Source organism: Variovorax sp. P1_H2 (assembly GCF_056405295.1).
Genome location: NZ_JBFUCJ010000015.1, coordinates 1 through 17,692, shown reverse-complemented (window position 1 = coordinate 17,692; position 17,692 = coordinate 1). Strand labels below are relative to the sequence as shown.

General features: G+C 65.6%; 15 protein-coding genes. 3 read left to right on the top strand and 12 right to left on the bottom strand.

All coding sequences use genetic code 11. The features are described from left to right. Position 1 precedes the first annotated feature (1 nt). Positions 2-3,217 carry an AAA family ATPase gene (locus AC1D2E_RS07930; RefSeq protein ID WP_478196888.1) on the bottom strand — a complete coding sequence of 1,072 codons (3,216 nt, stop codon included), beginning with the start codon at positions 3,215-3,217 and terminating at the stop codon, positions 2-4. 265 nt (positions 3,218-3,482) lie between these two features. Between AC1D2E_RS07930 and AC1D2E_RS07925 the strand changes: the two genes are divergently transcribed. Beyond that, entirely contained in the window at positions 3,483-3,878 is a 396-nt protein-coding gene (locus AC1D2E_RS07925; RefSeq protein ID WP_478196887.1) for a guanylate cyclase, read from the top strand. Positions 3,879-3,977: 99 nt separating this feature from the next. On the opposite strand, the gene add is transcribed toward AC1D2E_RS07925, so the two are convergent. Then, on the bottom strand, positions 3,978-4,988 hold the full coding sequence (add, locus tag AC1D2E_RS07920) for an adenosine deaminase (RefSeq protein ID WP_478196886.1): 1,011 nt from the start codon (positions 4,986-4,988) through the stop codon (positions 3,978-3,980). Between the two features lie 125 nt (positions 4,989-5,113). Beyond that, complete coding sequence (locus AC1D2E_RS07915) at positions 5,114-6,163, bottom strand: DMT family transporter (RefSeq protein ID WP_478196885.1); 1,050 nt, start codon at positions 6,161-6,163, stop codon at positions 5,114-5,116. Between the two features lie 125 nt (positions 6,164-6,288). On the opposite strand from AC1D2E_RS07915, the gene AC1D2E_RS07910 reads away from it, so the two are divergent. Further along, positions 6,289-6,873, top strand: coding sequence for a YiiD C-terminal domain-containing protein (locus AC1D2E_RS07910; RefSeq protein ID WP_478196884.1), 585 nt, complete (start codon positions 6,289-6,291; stop codon positions 6,871-6,873). A 236-nt stretch (positions 6,874-7,109) separates the two neighbouring features. Here AC1D2E_RS07910 and AC1D2E_RS07905 read toward each other — a convergent pair whose 3' ends face one another. From AC1D2E_RS07905 to senA, 5 genes are all read right to left on the bottom strand, one after another. Further along, positions 7,110-7,517, bottom strand: coding sequence for a copper-binding protein (locus tag AC1D2E_RS07905; protein WP_478196883.1), 408 nt, complete (start codon positions 7,515-7,517; stop codon positions 7,110-7,112). 21 nt (positions 7,518-7,538) lie between these two features. Beyond that, positions 7,539-10,709 (bottom strand): efflux RND transporter permease subunit, encoded by a 3,171-nt coding sequence (locus AC1D2E_RS07900; protein WP_478196882.1) that lies wholly within the window; start codon positions 10,707-10,709, stop codon positions 7,539-7,541. Then, on the bottom strand, positions 10,706-12,226 hold the full coding sequence (locus AC1D2E_RS07895; RefSeq protein ID WP_478196881.1) for an efflux RND transporter periplasmic adaptor subunit: 1,521 nt from the start codon (positions 12,224-12,226) through the stop codon (positions 10,706-10,708). The genes AC1D2E_RS07900 and AC1D2E_RS07895 overlap by 4 nt, the downstream gene beginning before the upstream one ends. Next, positions 12,223-13,455 carry a TolC family protein gene (locus AC1D2E_RS07890; RefSeq protein WP_478196880.1) on the bottom strand — a complete coding sequence of 411 codons (1,233 nt, stop codon included), beginning with the start codon at positions 13,453-13,455 and terminating at the stop codon, positions 12,223-12,225. The genes AC1D2E_RS07895 and AC1D2E_RS07890 overlap by 4 nt, the downstream gene beginning before the upstream one ends. A 481-nt stretch (positions 13,456-13,936) precedes the next feature. Continuing rightward, positions 13,937-15,163: a selenoneine synthase SenA gene (gene senA, locus AC1D2E_RS07885; RefSeq protein WP_478196879.1), complete on the bottom strand. Its 1,227-nt coding sequence runs from the start codon at positions 15,161-15,163 to the stop codon at positions 13,937-13,939. Between senA and senB the strand changes: the two genes are divergently transcribed. Further along, complete coding sequence (gene senB / locus AC1D2E_RS07880) at positions 15,153-16,136, top strand: selenoneine biosynthesis selenosugar synthase SenB (RefSeq protein WP_478196878.1); 984 nt, start codon at positions 15,153-15,155, stop codon at positions 16,134-16,136. The genes senA and senB overlap by 11 nt on opposite strands. Before the next feature lie 74 nt (positions 16,137-16,210). Here senB and AC1D2E_RS07875 read toward each other — a convergent pair whose 3' ends face one another. From AC1D2E_RS07875 to AC1D2E_RS07860, 4 genes are all read right to left on the bottom strand, one after another. Further along, positions 16,211-16,420 (bottom strand): hypothetical protein, encoded by a 210-nt coding sequence (locus tag AC1D2E_RS07875; RefSeq protein WP_478172915.1) that lies wholly within the window; start codon positions 16,418-16,420, stop codon positions 16,211-16,213. Beyond that, a complete protein-coding gene (locus AC1D2E_RS07870; RefSeq protein ID WP_478196877.1) occupies positions 16,417-16,665 on the bottom strand; it encodes a hypothetical protein in 249 nt (82 codons plus the stop codon). Before AC1D2E_RS07870 ends, AC1D2E_RS07875 begins: the two co-directional genes overlap by 4 nt. A gap of 438 nt (positions 16,666-17,103) precedes the next feature. After that, the gene (locus tag AC1D2E_RS07865) at positions 17,104-17,298 is read right to left on the bottom strand and encodes a hypothetical protein (RefSeq protein WP_478196876.1); all 195 of its coding nucleotides are present in this window, start codon (positions 17,296-17,298) and stop codon (positions 17,104-17,106) included. Positions 17,299-17,465: 167 nt separating this feature from the next. After that, a partial coding sequence (locus AC1D2E_RS07860) for a pantoate--beta-alanine ligase (protein ID WP_478196875.1) occupies positions 17,466-17,692 on the bottom strand: 227 nt, incomplete at its 5' end.

Here is a 17,692-nt window from a genome sequence, read left to right as displayed (position 1 = left end):
TTCAGGTTCTTCGCAACAGCAGGGTCCGGGCGCGCGCGAGGTCAGGGGTGTTGGCGTAGGCCTCCGAGGCGTCGAATGCGGCCGCGAGGACTTTCATGGAAGCGTTGTTCGAGCCGACCGCCGAATCATCGAGCTCCACGAGATCGCAGGCGGTTCGCAGTTCCCAAAGTCGTGCTTTCTGGTGTCGGGCAATCTCCAGGGCCTTGGCGAATTCGCGTCGCGCGCCCTCCTTGTCGCCAGCGGCCTTCAACAGGGCACCGTGCACACGGTGTGTTTCCGCTTCGTCCCAACGCTGATTCGTCGCTTCCAGCACGGAGAGTGACTCCGTGATCAGTTGCAGTGCCAGATCGATCCTTCCCGCCCACCCGTGCGCTTCGGCGGCGTGTCTCAGGAAGCCGGAGAGATAGAGCCGTGCGTCTGTTGCCCGGTAGGCCAGGATGCCTCGCTCGAGCAGCGCGTGCGATTCGTCGAAACGCCCGATTGCAGCGAGGCACCAGCCCCTTAGCACCGTCTCGACGGCGTCGTAGTAGGAGATGCCGTTGTCCTCCAGCAGTGCCCGCAGATCGTCCAGCCTCTCCAGGGCCGCCTCGGGCCTGTCGATCGTGAGGGTCACGAACGAGGCGCCCGTCAGGGCATGTGCCAGGGTGTAGGCGTGGTGCATTTCACGTGCCTCGTTGATGGCGCGCTCGCTGTTTTGGCGGGCATCCGTGATGCGACCCAGGCACATCTGCGACCAGGACAAATAGGTCAGCATGATGACCTTCGGATCGTCCACCGTCAGGGCCCAATACGTGGCCTGCTGTGCAGGATCGTAGAGGGAGAGACCTTCCTCCAATTGGCGCACGGCTTCGAAGAACTCGCCACGCGGATGGCTCGTGATGCCGCTGAAGCGATGGCCCATGAGCAGGTGCATGCGGTCGCCGCTGTTCTGGCCCTGCGTCAGCAGGGCATCGGCCTGGCTTTGAGCGGAGGCCAGTTCGCCGCGCAGGAGGGCGTGTGTCCACAGGCCGTGCAGGACAGCCAGCAGCTGCGGTGGATTTCCGAGCCGGTCGCACAAGACCCGAGCGCGTGTGAAGGTCTCCCCGGTGCTCGCGATCGCATAGCCCTGCGTTGCAATCAGCGCCTTGCCAAGGGCGATGGTCAGATCGAGTTCCAGCTTGGCTCGCCAAGCCTCGTCCGTCTCCGCCGGCAAGACCTTGATGCCACTGCGCAGGTGAACCAGCGCCTCGTGCATGGCGGAGCGCCGCAGCGCCGCGACGCCGGCCATGAGCCAGTACTGGGCGGCTTCACGGGCCAGTCCGCCTTCGGCGCAGTGCCAGGCCAGGACTTCCGGTTGCACGTTGCGGATCTCGGGGAAGTGCGATTCGATCGCCGAGACGATGCGCAGCTGAATGGCCTGACGGCGTTCGCGGACCATGATCCGGTACGCCGCGTCTCGAATCAGTGCGTGCCGGAAGGCGTATTCCGAGTCCTTTCCGCTCAGCCGCTGAAAGATGCCCGCTGCGACGAGCGTGTCCAATGATGGCTTCAGCGCGTCGGATCGATTGAATGCGAGAGCCAGCAGTTCGACGTTGAAGGTGCGTCCGATCGCCGCCGCGATCTCCGCGACTTCGCGCGACTCGCCGAGACGATCCAGCCGCGAGAGCAATGAAGCCTGCAGCGAGATCGGCAGCGACTCCGCTGTCGCCTGGTTGGCCGAGGGCTGCCACTGACGGTTCTCGATGACCGCTTTGGTCACTTCCTCGATGTACAGCGGTATGCCGTCCGTGCGGGCCACGATGTCGTTGACCGTCTGACCGGAGAGGGCGATGTCAGCCGCAATCATCCTGACGAGTTGACCGCCCACGTGGGGATCGAGTGGCGTGAGCGACATCTCTACCAGGTGCTTGCTCCTGACCCATGCGGGACTGAACTCCGGTCGCGCAAGAACCAGCATGAGAACGGGGAGACGATGTACGCGCGCCACGGCCAGGCCAAGAAGTTCGAGCGTCGATTCATCGCTCCATTGCGCGTCCTCGAAGATCACGAGCGTTGGCTCTTTGGCGGCGAGGCGCTCGAGTTGCGAGAGCAGCGCCTCCATCGTGCGACGGCGCTTGACCTGCGGCGTGAGTGTCGGCGCAGACGCGCGCGCAGCCGGAGTGACGTTGACCAGTTCGGCCAACAGATCCCTGTCTTCTTCCGACACCTCTCCGATCGCCGCGGACAGCTTGTCCAACTTGACCTCATTCGGGTCCTCTCGTGCGAACCCGGCCGCCCATTCAAGCTGCTGGACGCAGGGGTGCAGGGTCGAGCCCAGGCGGTACTGTGAACAGAAGTAGCGCAGGGTGGTGCGTGCGGCGGTCGCTTCGAGGATGGCTGCGGCCATGCGCGATTTGCCGACACCCGGCTCGCCGCGGATCAGGATGCTGCGGCCCCATCCTTCGCACGCCTGGCGCCAGTGGCCAAGAATGGCATCGCGCAGATCGTCGCGGCCGAGCATCGGCAACAGGCGGTTCTCGTGCTGAGCTTCGTAGCGACTGGCCGCCGGTCGCGCACCCGTGACGGCCCAGCCATGAATGGGCTTCTCGAAGCCCTTGAGGGTGAGGCTGCCGAGGTCCCGCCACGAGAACAGGTCACCGACACGCTGGCGCGTGGCCATGTCCACGAGGATTGCGTCAGGTTCCGCGGCTGCCTGAAGCCTGGCGGCGAGATGGGGAGCCTCTCCGGCGACGTCCAGCACGTCGCTTGTCATTTCTTCATGCAGGTTGCCGATCACGACCAGACCTGTCGCGATGCCGATGCGCGATTGCAGGGGGCGGCCTCGAGGATCTTTCAAGGCCCGGACTTGCCTCGACGCTTCGAGCGCGGCATTGATCGCGCGCTCGGCGTCGTCTTCATGGGCCTCCGGATACCCGAAGTACACCAATGCCGCATCCCCGATGAAGCGTGCGACGTGGCCGCCGACCGCTCTCATTGCGACCGTCACAGCACTATGGAACGTTGACAGCAGCGTGCGGGAGTCTTCTGGATCTGCGCCCGCGACCATCGCGGTGGAGTTGACCAAGTCGCAGAACAGGACGGTGAGGGGGCGGCATTCCAGCTGAGCCGGACTGGCCAGGCGCGCGCCGCATCCGGAACAGAACCTGGCACCCGGACTGAAAGGGGTGTTGCAGCGGGCGCATACGAACTGAGCGGTTGACCGCCGGCCGGCATCCAACGGTGAGCTTTCTTCGCTCATGATCGCCCGCCTTTCTCTTCTTCGAAGTTCGGCTCGGCTGGGTGACCCAGCCAGGGTCACTCGCCGGCAGAACCGGCGCGCACGATCGTATCGACGCGCCTTGCACGATACCACCGGCATGGCAAATTCGCCACGCTCCCCGTGGGAGCGAGGACATCAAAAGTCGAGCGTACTTGATCGGGCCTTGCTAGCATTCGTCATGGACTGCGTGCGAACTCCGGATGTTGTCTCCGCGGTATTGGCGGCAAGTGGACCCGCTGCGGCCTTGGCGTACCTCAACGAAGGCGTCCCGCACCGGTTCACCGCGGTCTATCGATTCGGCGGGCCGCTTCTTCACAACGTACTGCTTCACGACAAGGCCGGCCGGATGCGGCCTGACTTCCTGTCCGTGGTTCCGTTCAGTCGCAGCTTCTGCCAGTTCGTGGTGAAGGGGGGATCGTTCCGTACGGACAACTCCGTTGCCGACCCTCGCCTCGTCGGGCATGCTTTGCGGGGAATCGTTATCTCGTATCACAGTGTGCCCGTGCTCGACGACACTTCGGGAGAACTCTGGGGCACGCTTTCTCATTTCGACATGCGAAGCTTGCCGCTCCCAGACCCGGAGTTCGAGCTTCTGCAGAGCGCGGCCACCTTCCTGCCCCGGTATCTGGCGATGCTCTGAGACCACCCGCACCGCCGGCGCGGGCATGGCCACGCAAGGATCGCCCGGGCACGCGGGGCATCGAAAGCGCCCGCCGGGCGATCGGGTGGCCCGGCGCCGTCACCAGTGCGATAGCGCCTCGATCAGCCTTGCCTTGACGCTGGCGTCAGCAAAGCTCGCATCGATCGAATTGCGTGCCAGCGATCGAAGGTCGTCATCCGACCAGCCGAACGCCTTGCTGCACATGGCGTACTCGCTCACCAAGCTGGCCCCCAGCAAGACCGGATCGTCGGTGTTGATCGACACAGCGACGCCGGCACGGCGCAGGCGATCGATAGGATGGTCCTCGATGCGAGGGTAGACGCCCAAGGTCAGATTGGAAGTCGGGCAGATGCCCAGGGGTATCTGCCGATCGACCAACAGTCCAACCAGCGCCGGATCCTCGATCGCTCGCACGCCGTGATCGATGCGGTCGGCACCGAGCAGTTCGATGGCATCCCGAACGCCCTCAGGGCCACTGGACTCGCCAGCGTGCACGGTGCGGCGCAGCCCCGCCGCACCTGCCCGCCGGAACGCCTCTGCGAAACGCGGGCCGGTGCGGCCCGCGGCAGCCTCGTTGCCATCGATGGAGAGTGCCACGACCCGCGGGTGTCGCAGAGCCACCAGCGTGTCGACCAGTTCGGCCGCGGCGTCCGACGATTGCGTGCGCAGAAGGCTGACGCACAGGCCCACCGGAGGAAGTCCGTCTTGCTCTGCGGCTGTGAAGCCGGCATCGATCGAGTCGATCATGTCGGGCAGACGGCCATGCCACGCCTTCCAATGGGTGGGATTGACGATCACGTCTGCGTAGCCTGCACCGCCGTCGGCGAGCCGCCGGCTGAAGCCGTAGCTCAGCTCGGCGAGGCGTTCGCGGGTCGACGCGAGGCCGCAAGCCCAGTCGAGGAACTGCAGGAAGTCTGCCAGGCCTTCGAATTCGAACAGGCGATCGCGAGGCCTGGGCATCGGCACGCCCGCCTGCGATGCCCATTGCTCGAGACAGCTCGTTTCGAAGCAGCCTTCGAGATGTGCATGGACCTCTGCCTTCGGCAAGGCCCTGAGTCTGTCGATGGGAGGAGTCTGCGAGTTGGGCATGGAAGGTCTCGGTTGTGCATGCGCCGTGAGGCGCCAGCCGCCAGTTTCGCGCGTCGGCAGCCCAAGGTCATACGCTCGCGTGCATATCCCCTATTCGCCGGCCCGAGGTGTCGCCCCCAAAGAGTTCAATGCGGGTGGGGGTGCTGGTGGTGGATATCCGGGAAGTGCGCGTGGCTATGGGCCAGGGGCTCGTGCCGGTGCCAATGCGTGTGCCTGGACGTGGCGGGCGAGCCGTCGGCATGCACGTGCTGGTGATGCGCGTCGTGGTCATGCGCGTGGCTGTGCTCCAGCGCCTCGTGCACATGCCGGTGGCTGTGGCGCTCGGTCAGGTGCAGCCAGACACCGACGGCCATCAAGATGCCAGCCAGGACAAGTTGGAGTGTCAGGGGCTCGCGAAGCAGGCCGATGGCCAGCACGGCGCCGAAAAACGGCGCGACCGAGAAGTAGGCGCCGGTGCGCGCTGTTCCCAGGTGGCGCAGTGCGATGACGAACAGGACCAGGCTCGTCCCGTAGCTCAGCAGGCCCAGGAGAGCGGCTCCGGCGACGACCGTTGCCGGCGGCCACGCCGCGCCCGTGGCGACCGCCAAGGCGAGATTCGTTGCGCCGGCGACCAGGCCCTTGACCATCGCAATGAACGACGCGTCGGCCACCGACACCTTGCGCGTCAGGTTGTTGTCGACCGCCCAGGCCAGGCATGCACCCAGGACCGCCAACGAGGGCCACAGGGCGCCGACGCCTGCCTTGCCTGGCCAGCTGAGAATGGCCGCGCCCGCCACGATGGCGATCATTCCCAGCGCGATACGCCGGTCGAAGTTCTCCTTGAACACGAACCAGGCAAGCAGTGCGGTGAACACGCCTTCGGCGTTCAGGAGCAATGAAGCGTCGGCTGCAGCCATGCCGGCCAGCCCCGTCATCAGCAGAAGAGGGCCGAGCATGCCGCCCGAAACGACGGCGCCCGCCAGCCACCCGAGTTCGCTCCGATGGAGCCGAACCGCCGGCGCGCGCGAAAGAAGGCGCCAAAGCCACAGACCCGTGCCGGACCCCAGGTAGAGCAAGCCCGCCAGCAGCCAAGGGCTCGCGTGTGCCAGCAGCAGTTTGGCGACTGGCGTACCGGCGCCGAAGAGCGCCGCCGCGCCGAGGGCGGCCAGCACGCCGTGGTGGCTGAGCGCGTTCATGCTGTCCCGCCGTCGGTTGTCCTGGTGACGATGTGCGTCGTCGCCGCGATCGACGCATGGAGGAGCTGCTTTGACATGGGAATATTCCTTGAACCTGGAGTGTCCTGCATCGGAGGGGCGTCCGCATGCCGAACCCTCGGGCCGATTCCTCGAGCGGCAGGCCGCGTGCGCGCTTGCAGCGCGACCAGGCGCTCCTCGGCCGGGGCGCGAATGCCGCTATGCTGTCTTCCACGTCAGACATCGAGGGAGACGAATCCGTGTTGCCAGCCGAACTTGAGCGATACCTCCACCTGCACATTCCGCTGTCGAAGGCGATGCAGACGTCGGTCGTGGCTGTCGATGCGCAGGCCGTGGTCCTCAAGGCGCCGCTCGAGCCGAACATCAATCACCAGGAAACGGTATTCGGCGGCAGTGCCTCCGCGCTGGCCATCCTTGCGGCCTGGTCGCTGCTGCACACGCGCTTGCTGGGGGTGGGCATCGCCAGCCGGTTGGTCATTCAACGCAACACGATGGAATATGAACTCCCCATCGACGGCGAATTCACTGCCCGGTCGTCGATCGAGGACCCCGAGGCGTGGCATCAGTTCGTCCGCATGCTGACGCGCAAGGGCAAAGCAAGAATCTCGGTCGGTTCGGTGCTCGAATATGCAGGCCAACGCGTGGGTTGGTTCACGGGCGAGTTCGTCGCGTTGGGTATTCGGGGCGCATAGGATGAAACACCCCCGAAGCGCCTGCGGCGCCCCGAGTCGCTGCCAGAGGCAGCGGCTCTTCGGATCCGTCCAAGCCTGCGCAGGCAGGCTTGGAGCCGCGGATCTCAGCCCCTCGAGGGGGCGATACCAGCGGCCCGGCAAAGCCGGTTCCGCGGTATCCCTGGTATCGGACTGCGCCGGTTTCATGCGTCGTGGGTCGCGCCAGGCGCCTCGAGCCAGGAGGAGGGTGCTGGCGTTCAGCGGACGGATTCGATGTACGTCACCGTCGCTTCGCCCTTCTTGATTTCAGCGTTGAATCGCACCTTGTCGCCTGGCTGGAGTCTGTCCAGCATCCGCTTGTCGGCCACGGCGAAGCCCATGGTCATCGGGGGCATGCCGAGGTTGGGCAGGTCGCCGTGATGGATGACGACCTCGTCGTGTTCCTTGTCGACCCTCTCCACTTCGCCTTCGGTGAGGGCCATCGCGGGAAGCGTGCCGACGCTCCAGGTTTTGCCCGGGGCAGCCGCCGAGCTGGTGGTCGGCTGCGCTTGTGCACCAGCCCACGAGACCAGCGAGAGAGCAACGAGGATGCGTATGCGCTTCATCGTGGTTTCCATTGATGCCAGCAACGCTGGATAGCTTGCGAAACCCGAATTGTCTTTCATTGTCTTCGACGAGCGTTCGGGTCAGCGTGCAGCCTCGATGGGTGCCTTGATTTCTTGCCGCGTCCCGCGTGTGGCGGCGCGATGTCGGTGCACCAGGTACCAGGCGGCCGGAATCACGAGCATGCTCAACAGGGGGGCCGTCACCATGCCGCCCACCATCGGTGCCGCGATTCGAGTCATTATTTCCGAGCCGGTTCCGCTGCCCCACATGATGGGCAGCAGGCCTGCCATGACCACAGCCACTGTCATTGCCTTGGGGCGAACGCGCTGAACCGCGCCCTCGCGGATGGCGGCAAGCAGGGTCTCGTCGTTCATCGGAGCCCCCGCCGCGATGCGTCGCGAAAGCGCGTTCTTCAGGTAGATGAGCATGACGACACCGAACTCCGCAGCCAATCCAGCCAGCGCGATGAAGCCAACTGCCGTGGCCACGGAGATGGAGTGACCCAGCGCCCAAACCAGCCAGAACCCGCCGACGAGCGAGAAGGGCACCGCGGCCATGACGAGCGCAGCATCACCGGCCGACCTGAACAGCACATAGAGCAGCACGAAGACAACCGCCAAGGTGGCGGGCACGACGAGCTTGAGCCGCTGCGTGGCTCGCTCGAGATACTCGAACTGGCCGGACCACGACACGGCGTATCCAGCGGGCATCGTCACAGACTTCGTGACCACAGCCTGCATGTCATTGACAACCGACTTGAGGTCCCGGCCTCGCACGTCCACATAGACCCAACCGGACAGACGAGCGTTCTCGCTGCGCAGCATCGGCGGACCCTCCTCGATGCTGACCTTCGCTACATCCTGCAGGAGCAGCTGGATCCCTCTGTCGGTCACGAAGGGCAGCTCCCGCAGCCGTTGCAACGAGTCTCGAATCTCCCGGGGGTAGCGGACGTTGATGGGATAGCGCTCGCGGCCGTGAATGACCTCGCCGACGTTGTCGCCGCCGATGGCCGTCGAGACGATGGATTGCACGTCGGCCACCGACAGGCCATAGCGGGCCGCGGCCAGCCGGTCTACGTCGACATCGATGTACCGACCGCCGGTCAGACGCTCTGCCAACGCCGACGACACACCTGGAACGCCCCTGACTGCCGCTTCGATCTGGGTCGTCAGCTTGTCGAGAACGGCGAGGTCGGAGCCAGCCACCTTGATGCCGACCGGGCTCTTGATGCCGGTCGCCAGCATGTCGATGCGGTTGCGGATGGGCGGAACCCAGACGTTGGTCAGGCCCGGCACCTTCACGACGCGGTCCAGCTCTTCAACGAGCTTGCCGGGGGTCATGCCGGTGCGCCACTGCGCGCGTGGCTTGAACTGGATGGTCGTTTCGAACATCTCGAGCGGCGCCGGGTCGGTCGCCGTGTCGGCGCGGCCGGCCTTCCCGAACACCCGTTCCACTTCGGGCACCGTCTTGATGAGCCGGTCCGTCTGCTGAAGAAGCTCGGACGCCTTGGAAACCGAAAGGCCGGGGAACGCCGACGGCATGTAGAGCAGGTCGCCCTCGTCCAGTGGGGGCATGAACTCGCCGCCCAGGTGCATCACCGGGACGACGGTGACGCCCAGGAGCACCGCTGCGACCGCCAGCGTGGCCTTGGGAAAGCGAAGGACCGCCTCCAGTGCGGGGCGATACGCCGCCATGAGGAAGCGGTTCACGGGGTTGGCCGCTTCGTGGGGGATGCGTCCGCGGATGAGGTAGCCCATCAGCACCGGCACCAGCGTGACGGACAGGCCCGCCGCTGCGGCCATCGCATAGGTCTTCGTGAACGCCAATGGCGAGAAGAGCCGGCCCTCCTGGGCTTCCAAGGCGAACACCGGGACGAAGGAGAGCGCGATGATGAGCAACGAGAAGAACAGGGCGGGCCCGACCTCCACCGACGCAGTGCCGACCAACTCCCATCGTTCGGAGGGTGTCGGGCTCCTGGCGTGCTTCGTCTCGAAGGCCTCCAGATGCTTGTGGACGTTCTCGACCATGACGATGGCACCGTCCACCATGGCGCCGATGCTGATGGCGATGCCGCCGAGCGACATGATGTTGGCGTTGACGCCTTGCCATTGCATGACGATGAAACCCGCGAGCACGCCAATGGGAAGCGCGACCACCGCCACGAGGGCAGAGCGCACGTGAAACAGGAAGATGGCGCATACGACCGCCACGACCGCGAACTCTTCCAGCAGCTTGAAGCGCAGGTTCTCGACGGCTCGGTCGATCAGCAGGGAGCGGTCGTACGTTGGAACGACCTCGACGCCGGCTGGAAGGCTCGACTTGAGTGTCTCGAGCTTTGATTTGATGGCCTCGATGGTCGTGCGTGCGTTCTTGCCCGAGCGCATGACGACGACGCCGCCCGTGACTTCCCCCTGGCCGTCGAGCTCCGCGATGCCGCGGCGCATCTCCGGGCCGGTCTGGACGGTGGCTACATCGCGCAAAAGCACCGGCGTACTGCCCGAGACCGCAAGCGGAATCGTGCGGAAGTCATCCAGCGACTTGAGATAGCCGCGCGAACGCACCATGTACTCGGCCTCCGCGAGCTCCAAGACCGAGCCGCCTGATGCCTGGTTGGCTTTCTGCAGGGCTGCCACGACAGTCGCCTGGGTGATGCCCAGCGCCCGCATGCGGTCGGGGTCGAGCACGACCTGGTATTGACGCACCATGCCGCCGATGCTCGCGACCTCGGCCACCTCGGGAACGGTCTTCAGCTCGAACTTCAGGAACCAATCGTTCAGCGCTCGCAGTTGGCTGATGTCATGCTTGCCGGTGCGGTCCAGCAGCGCATATTCGTAAACCCACCCGACACCCGTCGCATCGGGCCCCAGCGATGCGTTCGCGCCAGCGGGCAGCCTGCTCTGTACCTGGTTGAGGTACTCCACGACGCGCGAGCGCGCCCAGTACGGGTCGGTCCTGTCGTCGAACAGCACATAGACGAACGAGTCCCCGAAGAACGAGTAGCCGCGGACCGTCTTGGCGCCCGGCACGCTGAGCATCGTGGTCGTCAGCGGGTACGTCACCAGGTCCTCGACCACCTGCGGCGCCTTGCCGGGGAAGGGCGTCCGGATGATGACCTGCACATCCGAAAGGTCTGGCAGGGCGTCCACCGGAATGCGGGTCGCCGACCAGATGCCGGCAACAACCAGAAACAGCRTGGCGACGAGCACAAGAAGTCGATTGCCAATCGACCATCGGATGAGTGCGGCAATCATTGCTTCGTGCCCGGTTGTACACGCTGAACGGAGAGGAGCTCGTAGCCCATGGGCCCGCCCTCCCTGAACTCGAATCGGACGGTGTCGCCTGGCTTCACATCCGCGAACGCGTTGGGGTCCGGCTTCGAGAAGCCCATCGTCATGGACGGCCACTTGAGCGATGCCACGGGACCATGAGAGATGGTGATGCCCTCCGCCTCGACGTTCTCCACCTTGCCTTCGCCCACATGGGTGGCCGCTGCCTTCCCTGCCGGCGATGAAGCGGCGGGCACGGGCGGTGCGGCCGTCGCCGTCATGCTTCCCAGCACCGACCGCAGCCGCGCCTCCGAGTCGATGAGGAACTGTCCGCTGGCGACCACCTGGTCGCCTTCCTTCAGGCCCTGGACGACCTCGAGGTCGTCGCCCATGTCCATGCCGAGCGATATGTCACGCGGTTCGAATGCGCCGGCGCTGTTGCGGACGATGACGACTGCTCGTTTGCCCGTGCGGATGACCGCCTCGGCCGGGACGACCAGCCGGGTGCTCGTCGGCCCTGCCACCTGCAGACGTAGCAGCATTCCGGGCGTGAGCCTTCCTTCCTTGTTGTCGACCTCGAAACGCGCCTTCAGCGTGCGTGTGTTCGCGCTGACCTCGGGAAGTATTTCCTTGAGCTCGCCCTCGAAGGTCTGGGAGGCGTCGGCTTGCAGCGCCGCCTTGACCTTTCGGCCGCGGGTCAAGCGCGCCGCCTGAGCTTCCGGCACTTCGGCCACGGCCCATACCTTTTCAAGCCCGGCGATGCGGAACAGCGTCATGCCCGGGGTGATGGCAACGCCTTCGCGGACGCCGAGTTCAGCCACCACCCCGCTGGCCGGTGCGCTCAGGGTGAATCGCGCCTGGGCCGTCCCCGTCTCCTCGCTCCGGCGGACGAGGTCGTCCGGAATCGACATGGCACGCATCCGCTGGCGTGCTGCAGCGACGAGGTCGGGCGCGACCCCCGCGCGCTTGAGCGCAAGCAACTCGTTCTGCGGACCGAGCCATTCCGGCGMGAAGATGGTCGCCAATGTCTGACCCTTGCGCACTCGCTCCATCGGAGCACGCACCGCCAGGCGCTCGACGTACCCCGCGACTCGCGTCTGAACCGCGACGGTCAGCCGCTCGTCAAACTGGACCGTGCCGACGGCGTCGAACGAGGCCGAGGTCTCGGCGCGCCGAACTGTGGCGGAGCGGATGCCCAAGTTCTGTTGCACCGTGGGACTTACTTTGACGCCAGATGGGCTTCGGTCACTGTCGGCGTAGACCGGCACCAGCTGCATGTCCATGAACGGCGATTTGCCCGGCTTGTCGAAGCGTGGGCCTGGGACCATCGGGTCGTGCCAGTAGAGGACCTTGCGCCCGTCAGGTGACGACGTGCCACCGCCGGCGCCGGCTTGCATGGTCATGCCGTCATTGCTGGTGGGGCGTCGTCCCAGAAGGAAGCTTCCGCCGGCGAGGACCGCGCTGCCGACAACGAGAAGCGCGGCGAGGTGAGTGCGTTTCATAGGCCGGCTCCTTGCGCGAGAGGCTTGAATGCAAGCTGTGCTTGGGTTTTGGCGAGGTCGCGTTGAAGCGTGAGGAGCTTCCGCTGCGCTTCCACTTCTGCGTGCCGTGCCTCGAACAGCGTCAGGAGCGTGCCCTGGTTCGACCGATAGGCGGCGGTGGCGACGACTGTTCGCTGCTCGGCAGGCGCCACGACGCCGGACCTGTACCGCTCGACGCGTTCGCGCAAGCGCTGGGCGTCGCTGGCGAGCGCTCGATATTCGGCGGTCGCCGCGCGCTTGGCTTCTGCAAGCTCTGCCTCGGCCTTGTCGGCCAAGGCGAGCTTCGCTGCGGTTTCGCGGTCTTGGCGTTCGGACGGGGCCACCTGGAGCGGAATGCTCACGCCGAAAGTCGCCATGTCCGCATAGCCTGTGCGTTGCCCGTAGGAGAGCTCCCATGTCCAGTTCGGCGTGCGCTCCGAGGCCGCGACTGCGACAGCTCGCGAGGCCACTTCGATGTCAGACTGCTTCGCGAGAACGGCGGGATGCGCTGCGACGTATGCCAGCTCCGTCGGCACGGGGACTGCGGTGACGGGTGTCAACGCGTCGGCGGTGGTGCCGATCCAACGCCGGAGCGTCAACTGGGCGGCACTTTGCAGCTGACGAACTTCGGCCGACTCGTCCTCCGCCAGACCACGCGCGCCGGTCAGAGCGAGCGCTTCTTGGCTGCTGCCCGTTGACGATGCCAGGCGGGCACGCGCCGCTTCGAATTCTTCATGGGCGTGGTGCTCCGTGAGCGTCGCCAGCTTCAGCGCTTCGGTTGCGTAGTAGGCGTCGAGGTAGGCAAGCGCCGTGTTCAGCCGGGTTTCGGCGACGGCGCTGCGTGCCTGGACTCCCTCGCGCGCAACCACGGCTTCGGCCGAAGCCTGGCGGGCGRCTCGCTTGTCACTCGACAGCCATTCCTGGCTGACGCCAATGCGCTTCATGGTCATCGGGTCGCGCGTGGTGCTGAAGCGGTCGGACCCAGTCACCGGCAGGTTCTCGATGCCGGCGCGCAGCATCGGGTCCGGAAGCTGGCCCGCGGCGCGGGCCGCCTCGGAAGCGCTCGTCACGCCCGCACGCGCGGCGCGAGCGGATTCGGAGCGTTGGACGGCCAGGTCGAGAGCCGCCCCGAGGGTCAGTGGGGCGGCTTCTGCGAGGTGAGGAAGCAGCGTGGCGGCCAATGCCGCGACGCGCAGAAATAGGGATGGCATGAAAACTCCGAAGGCAAATGGGGCATCGGCTGGCGAGCGGACGAGCCGCACCAGCGCCATTCAGTCGACGGAGATTTCAGACTCGGAGTCTGCCGGTAGCGAGAAAAACGGGGTCGGGTGGAGGTCGGAGCTCCGGGCGCGAAGCGACCGGAGACGCTGTTGCTCGCTGTGTCTCCTGCACAGGCGGAACGACCAGCACTTGGATGACGGCCGGGAGCGAAGGGCTTGCCACCTTGACTGGCTCGTACGAGAGCGACATGGCGGCCGAGTACTGGTGGCAAAGCACTGGCTGCGCCGAATCCATCCCCTCGCAGGGTTCCCCTGAAGCCATCATCTCTGCCATGGCGTCCGCGTCTGTCGCGCCAGGACAGACATAGCTCGCCAGCGCCAGCTGCGAGAACAGCAGCGACAGGACCACGGCGAACGTGGTCATGCAGCGGTGGAAGGGGCGGCGGAACATGCTTTCGAGAGTTTAGCCGCGCTATCCCTTCGAAGCCGTTCGAAACCCCGCAAAGACGTCTGCTCGTTGCGGCATGAAAAAGTTGCGGTAGCGCAGGTCGTGCATCCGCTCGTGCGTCGCGAAAGCACCGCCGCGCAACTCGCGGTGGTTGCCGAACCAAGGTTGGGAGTAGTCCTTGTACGGACCGGCCTCGAAGGCTGGATACGGTTCGAAAGCGTCGCAGGTCCATTCCCAGACGCTGGCGCCCCAATGGAACGCCGTGCCGAGCACCGCCGCGGCATKCTCCCACTCCGCTGCGCGCGGCAGTCTCCGGCCCGCCCACGCGCAATAGGCTTCGGCTTCGAAGGCATTGACGTGGATGACCGGCAGGTCCGGGTCCAGGGGGAGCCAGCGGTCGAACCAGCGCACTTGCCACTCTTTGCCTGCGGCCGTCTCGTGCAGCCGCCAACGTTCAGGGTGTCCCCGGGCGATCGTGGACCGCCATCTGCCCGCCTCACCCGGCCAGTACATGGGTTCGTGGTATCCGCCCGCCTCGACGAAGCATAGGAACTCGCCTGCCGTCACCGGCCGCGCGTCGATATCCAGCGAGCCAAGCAGCACGGTACGGCCCGGTCCTTCGTTGTCGAACGCAAAGCCGCGCCGGTCTGCGGGCCACCCGATGCGAACGCTTCCGCCCGGGAATCCGATCCGGCTGCCATCCGGCATCGGTGCCGGCAAGGTGCCTGCAGGTGCGGAATAGGAGAGCGCCGAGCGCATCCAGACGAGGGCCTCGCCGTGCATGTCCTCATGGAACAGGGCCAGGCGATGGAAATACAGCGCGTCATCGCTGTCGCCGTCCGGCAAAGCCTGAACGCAAGCCTCGAGCTGAGCGGCCAGCATGTCGGCCACCTCGTGCCGCGAAGGCAACGGCGCTTTCCAGCGCAGGGCGTGCGCGAGCCGGGCGGAGTCGAAGAGGGCGTCGGGCCCGGCGATTGCAGCCGGCAACGCCGCCCGGACCAACCCATCATCGCCGACGTGGTGAGGGCCTCGAAGAATCCAAAACTCGCCGAACCAGGCCAAGTGGGCCAACTCCCAGGCGATAGGGTTGACGCCGTCCCGATGGGGAAACTGCCACTGCGCATCGGACAGGTCGTCGACGAGCGAGAGCGTGCGGCGGCGACTGTCCCGCATGGCTTCGGCCAGCGCCTCGCCGCCCAATCGGCGAGCATCCTTCGCTTCCATTGCGGGTCGTGGCACCATGTCCGGCATGAACGAGCCTCCTGTTGTCATCGTGTCGCCCGCGCTCGAATCAAGCAACAACGGAAACTGGCATACGGCCGCGCGATGGCAGGCGTTCCTGTCGGCACGGGCGCCGACCACCATCCTGCAGCAGTGGGACGGTGAGGACGCGATGGCCATGGTGGCCCTGCACGCGCGTCGCTCTGCCGACTCCATTGCTCGATTCCGCAAAGCGCATCCGACCCGCCCCCTGGCGCTCGTGCTGACCGGCACGGACCTTTACGGAAACCTGGCCTCGGATGCAGCAGCGCAGCATTCGCTGCAGTGTGCCAGTCACATCGTGGTTCTGCAGCAAGAGGCTATCTACATGCTGTCGGCGGCCAACCAGGCCAGGGCGCGTGTCATTGTCCAATCTGCGCCTCGCGTGTCGTGCGTCGAGCCGGCTGCATACCCTTGCGACTTCGTTGCCGTGGGGCACTTGCGAAGCGAAAAGGACCCGCTGACCCTGATGCTGGCGGCGCGACACCTCCGGGGCACGGGCATTCGAATCGTTCACATTGGCAACGCACTGGACGCGGCGCTGGGTGTGGAGGCGCAACAGACGATGGAGGACTGCCCGGACTACCGTTGGCTTGGCGGCCTGCCGCAACCCGTGGCGCGGCAATGGATGGCGAGCGCACGGGCGCTGGTGCACATGAGCCGGCTCGAGGGCGGCGCCAACGTGGTCATCGAGGCGGTGCGGGCGCAGGTCCCGGTGCTGGCGAGCCGAATCGACGGCAACGTCGGCTTGCTGGGTCGGGACTACGACGGCTATTTCGAGGTGGGCAATGCTTCTGCCCTGGCGGCGCTGATGCGGCGCGCGCACGAGGATCCCTCATTCGTGTCGCGTCTGCAGGGGCAGTGTGCCGGGCGCGAATCCCTTTTCGACACCGCGGCTGAGGCAACGGCTGTGAAGCGCCTGCTCGGCGACATGCTCGGCGATCAGGCGGGACGCCGCACATAGCGGTCACCGCCAGGTGCGCGTCCCGGTCCGAGGCCATGTTCGCGGCTGGGTTCCGCCGGACCGGTGCCGCCTCGTCATCGGATCGAAAAGAGCCCTCTGCGCTCCGGTTCGCGCATCTTCCGGGCGAGTGCGGCATGCCGCGCCCGAATCACGGAATCAAGTGCGTCGGCGATGGCCTCTGCGTTCGGTTGGCCGCGCAGCGCGCGCAGACGGAACTCCAGGGCAATTTCGCGCAGCTGGGCGATGCCCAGGGGCACCGGAGCTGGATAGAAATCAGCCGTCATCCGGAGATCAATACGCGAATCAGAATCGGCACGGCCACGATCAGGGCGCCGAGCACGATGTTGCGTCGCCAACCGGCGGCATGCTGCGCTCGCTGGCGTTCCCGATGCGCCTGGGCCAGGGCCATTCGCTCCGTCGGGTCGACGTCGTTGTTCCACCATCCGCGGGTTGTGTTGCTTTCCATCATGTAACCAATTATGTCTACAAGAAAGCAATCGATCCAGAGCATAGTGATGAAAAAGTTCACATATCTTTGGAATCATCACGCCTATTTCTCAGTCGTGGCACTTTCAATGGCGCCTCAAGAATGCGTACTTAGGTGTGCATTTTTTCCTTGGATTCCGGAGGGATACTAGACACAATTACTTACATGAAACATCACTCGACCGACGCCCAGAGCTTCAGCAGCTTCGCGTCATTGAACCGCGCGGATATGACCCACGAGCCCAAGGACCGCCCCCCTCCCAGGGAACGAATGACCAAGTTCGTGATAGCCGGCTTGATCGCCGTCGTCGCGATCTGTGTGTTTTTCGGAGTTCGGTGGTAGCCCGATCGCGGCGGAACCTTTCGCCTGGCCTCGCCGCTCCAGCGAATGCGGGTCAGCACACCGTCGGGAAGCCCAGCGCTCGATCGAATGCGCGCCCCGACGGGGGCGCCAGCCGGCGGCGAAGCCGGGAAAGGGACGCTACCAGGTTCCGACGACCAGGCTGATCGCCAGGACCGCGATGAGGCCGGCTATCACGAACCCGGCCATTCGTTCCCTCGCCAGGGACAGCTCTTTGCGCTGGTGCGTCTGATCGGCGCGATTCAAGGACGCGAAGCTGCTGACGCTTTGGATGTCGGTCGATGGACTTGGCATGCAAGAGATTGTGTCGATCATGGCCGCTGCGTCCAAGGAACAATTACACGCTTAAGTACGCACTTTCGAGATCGCCGTTGTCTTGCCAGCTCAGGCCGGCATTCGAAAGAACGTCCTACATCCCCACGCGAGCGCGTCACGCCGCAAATCGCAGGAAGAACGCCCTTTGGATCTGCAGATATTTCAGATCAGACTGCGCGTGGGATCTCGAGGTTGTCGATCAGACGCGTGCTTCCCAGCCGCGCAGCCGCCAGCGCGACCAGCGGCTCTCCGTCGGCCGGTGCCTGCAGGTCGGCGCGGCGGCGCAGCGTCATGTAGTCAGGCTGCCAGCCGCGCTCGCCGAGCGCCCGCATTGCGCGTGCCTCGATGGCGCCGAAGTCGCGCTCGCCCGCCCGCACCGCCTCCGCCCTCCGCC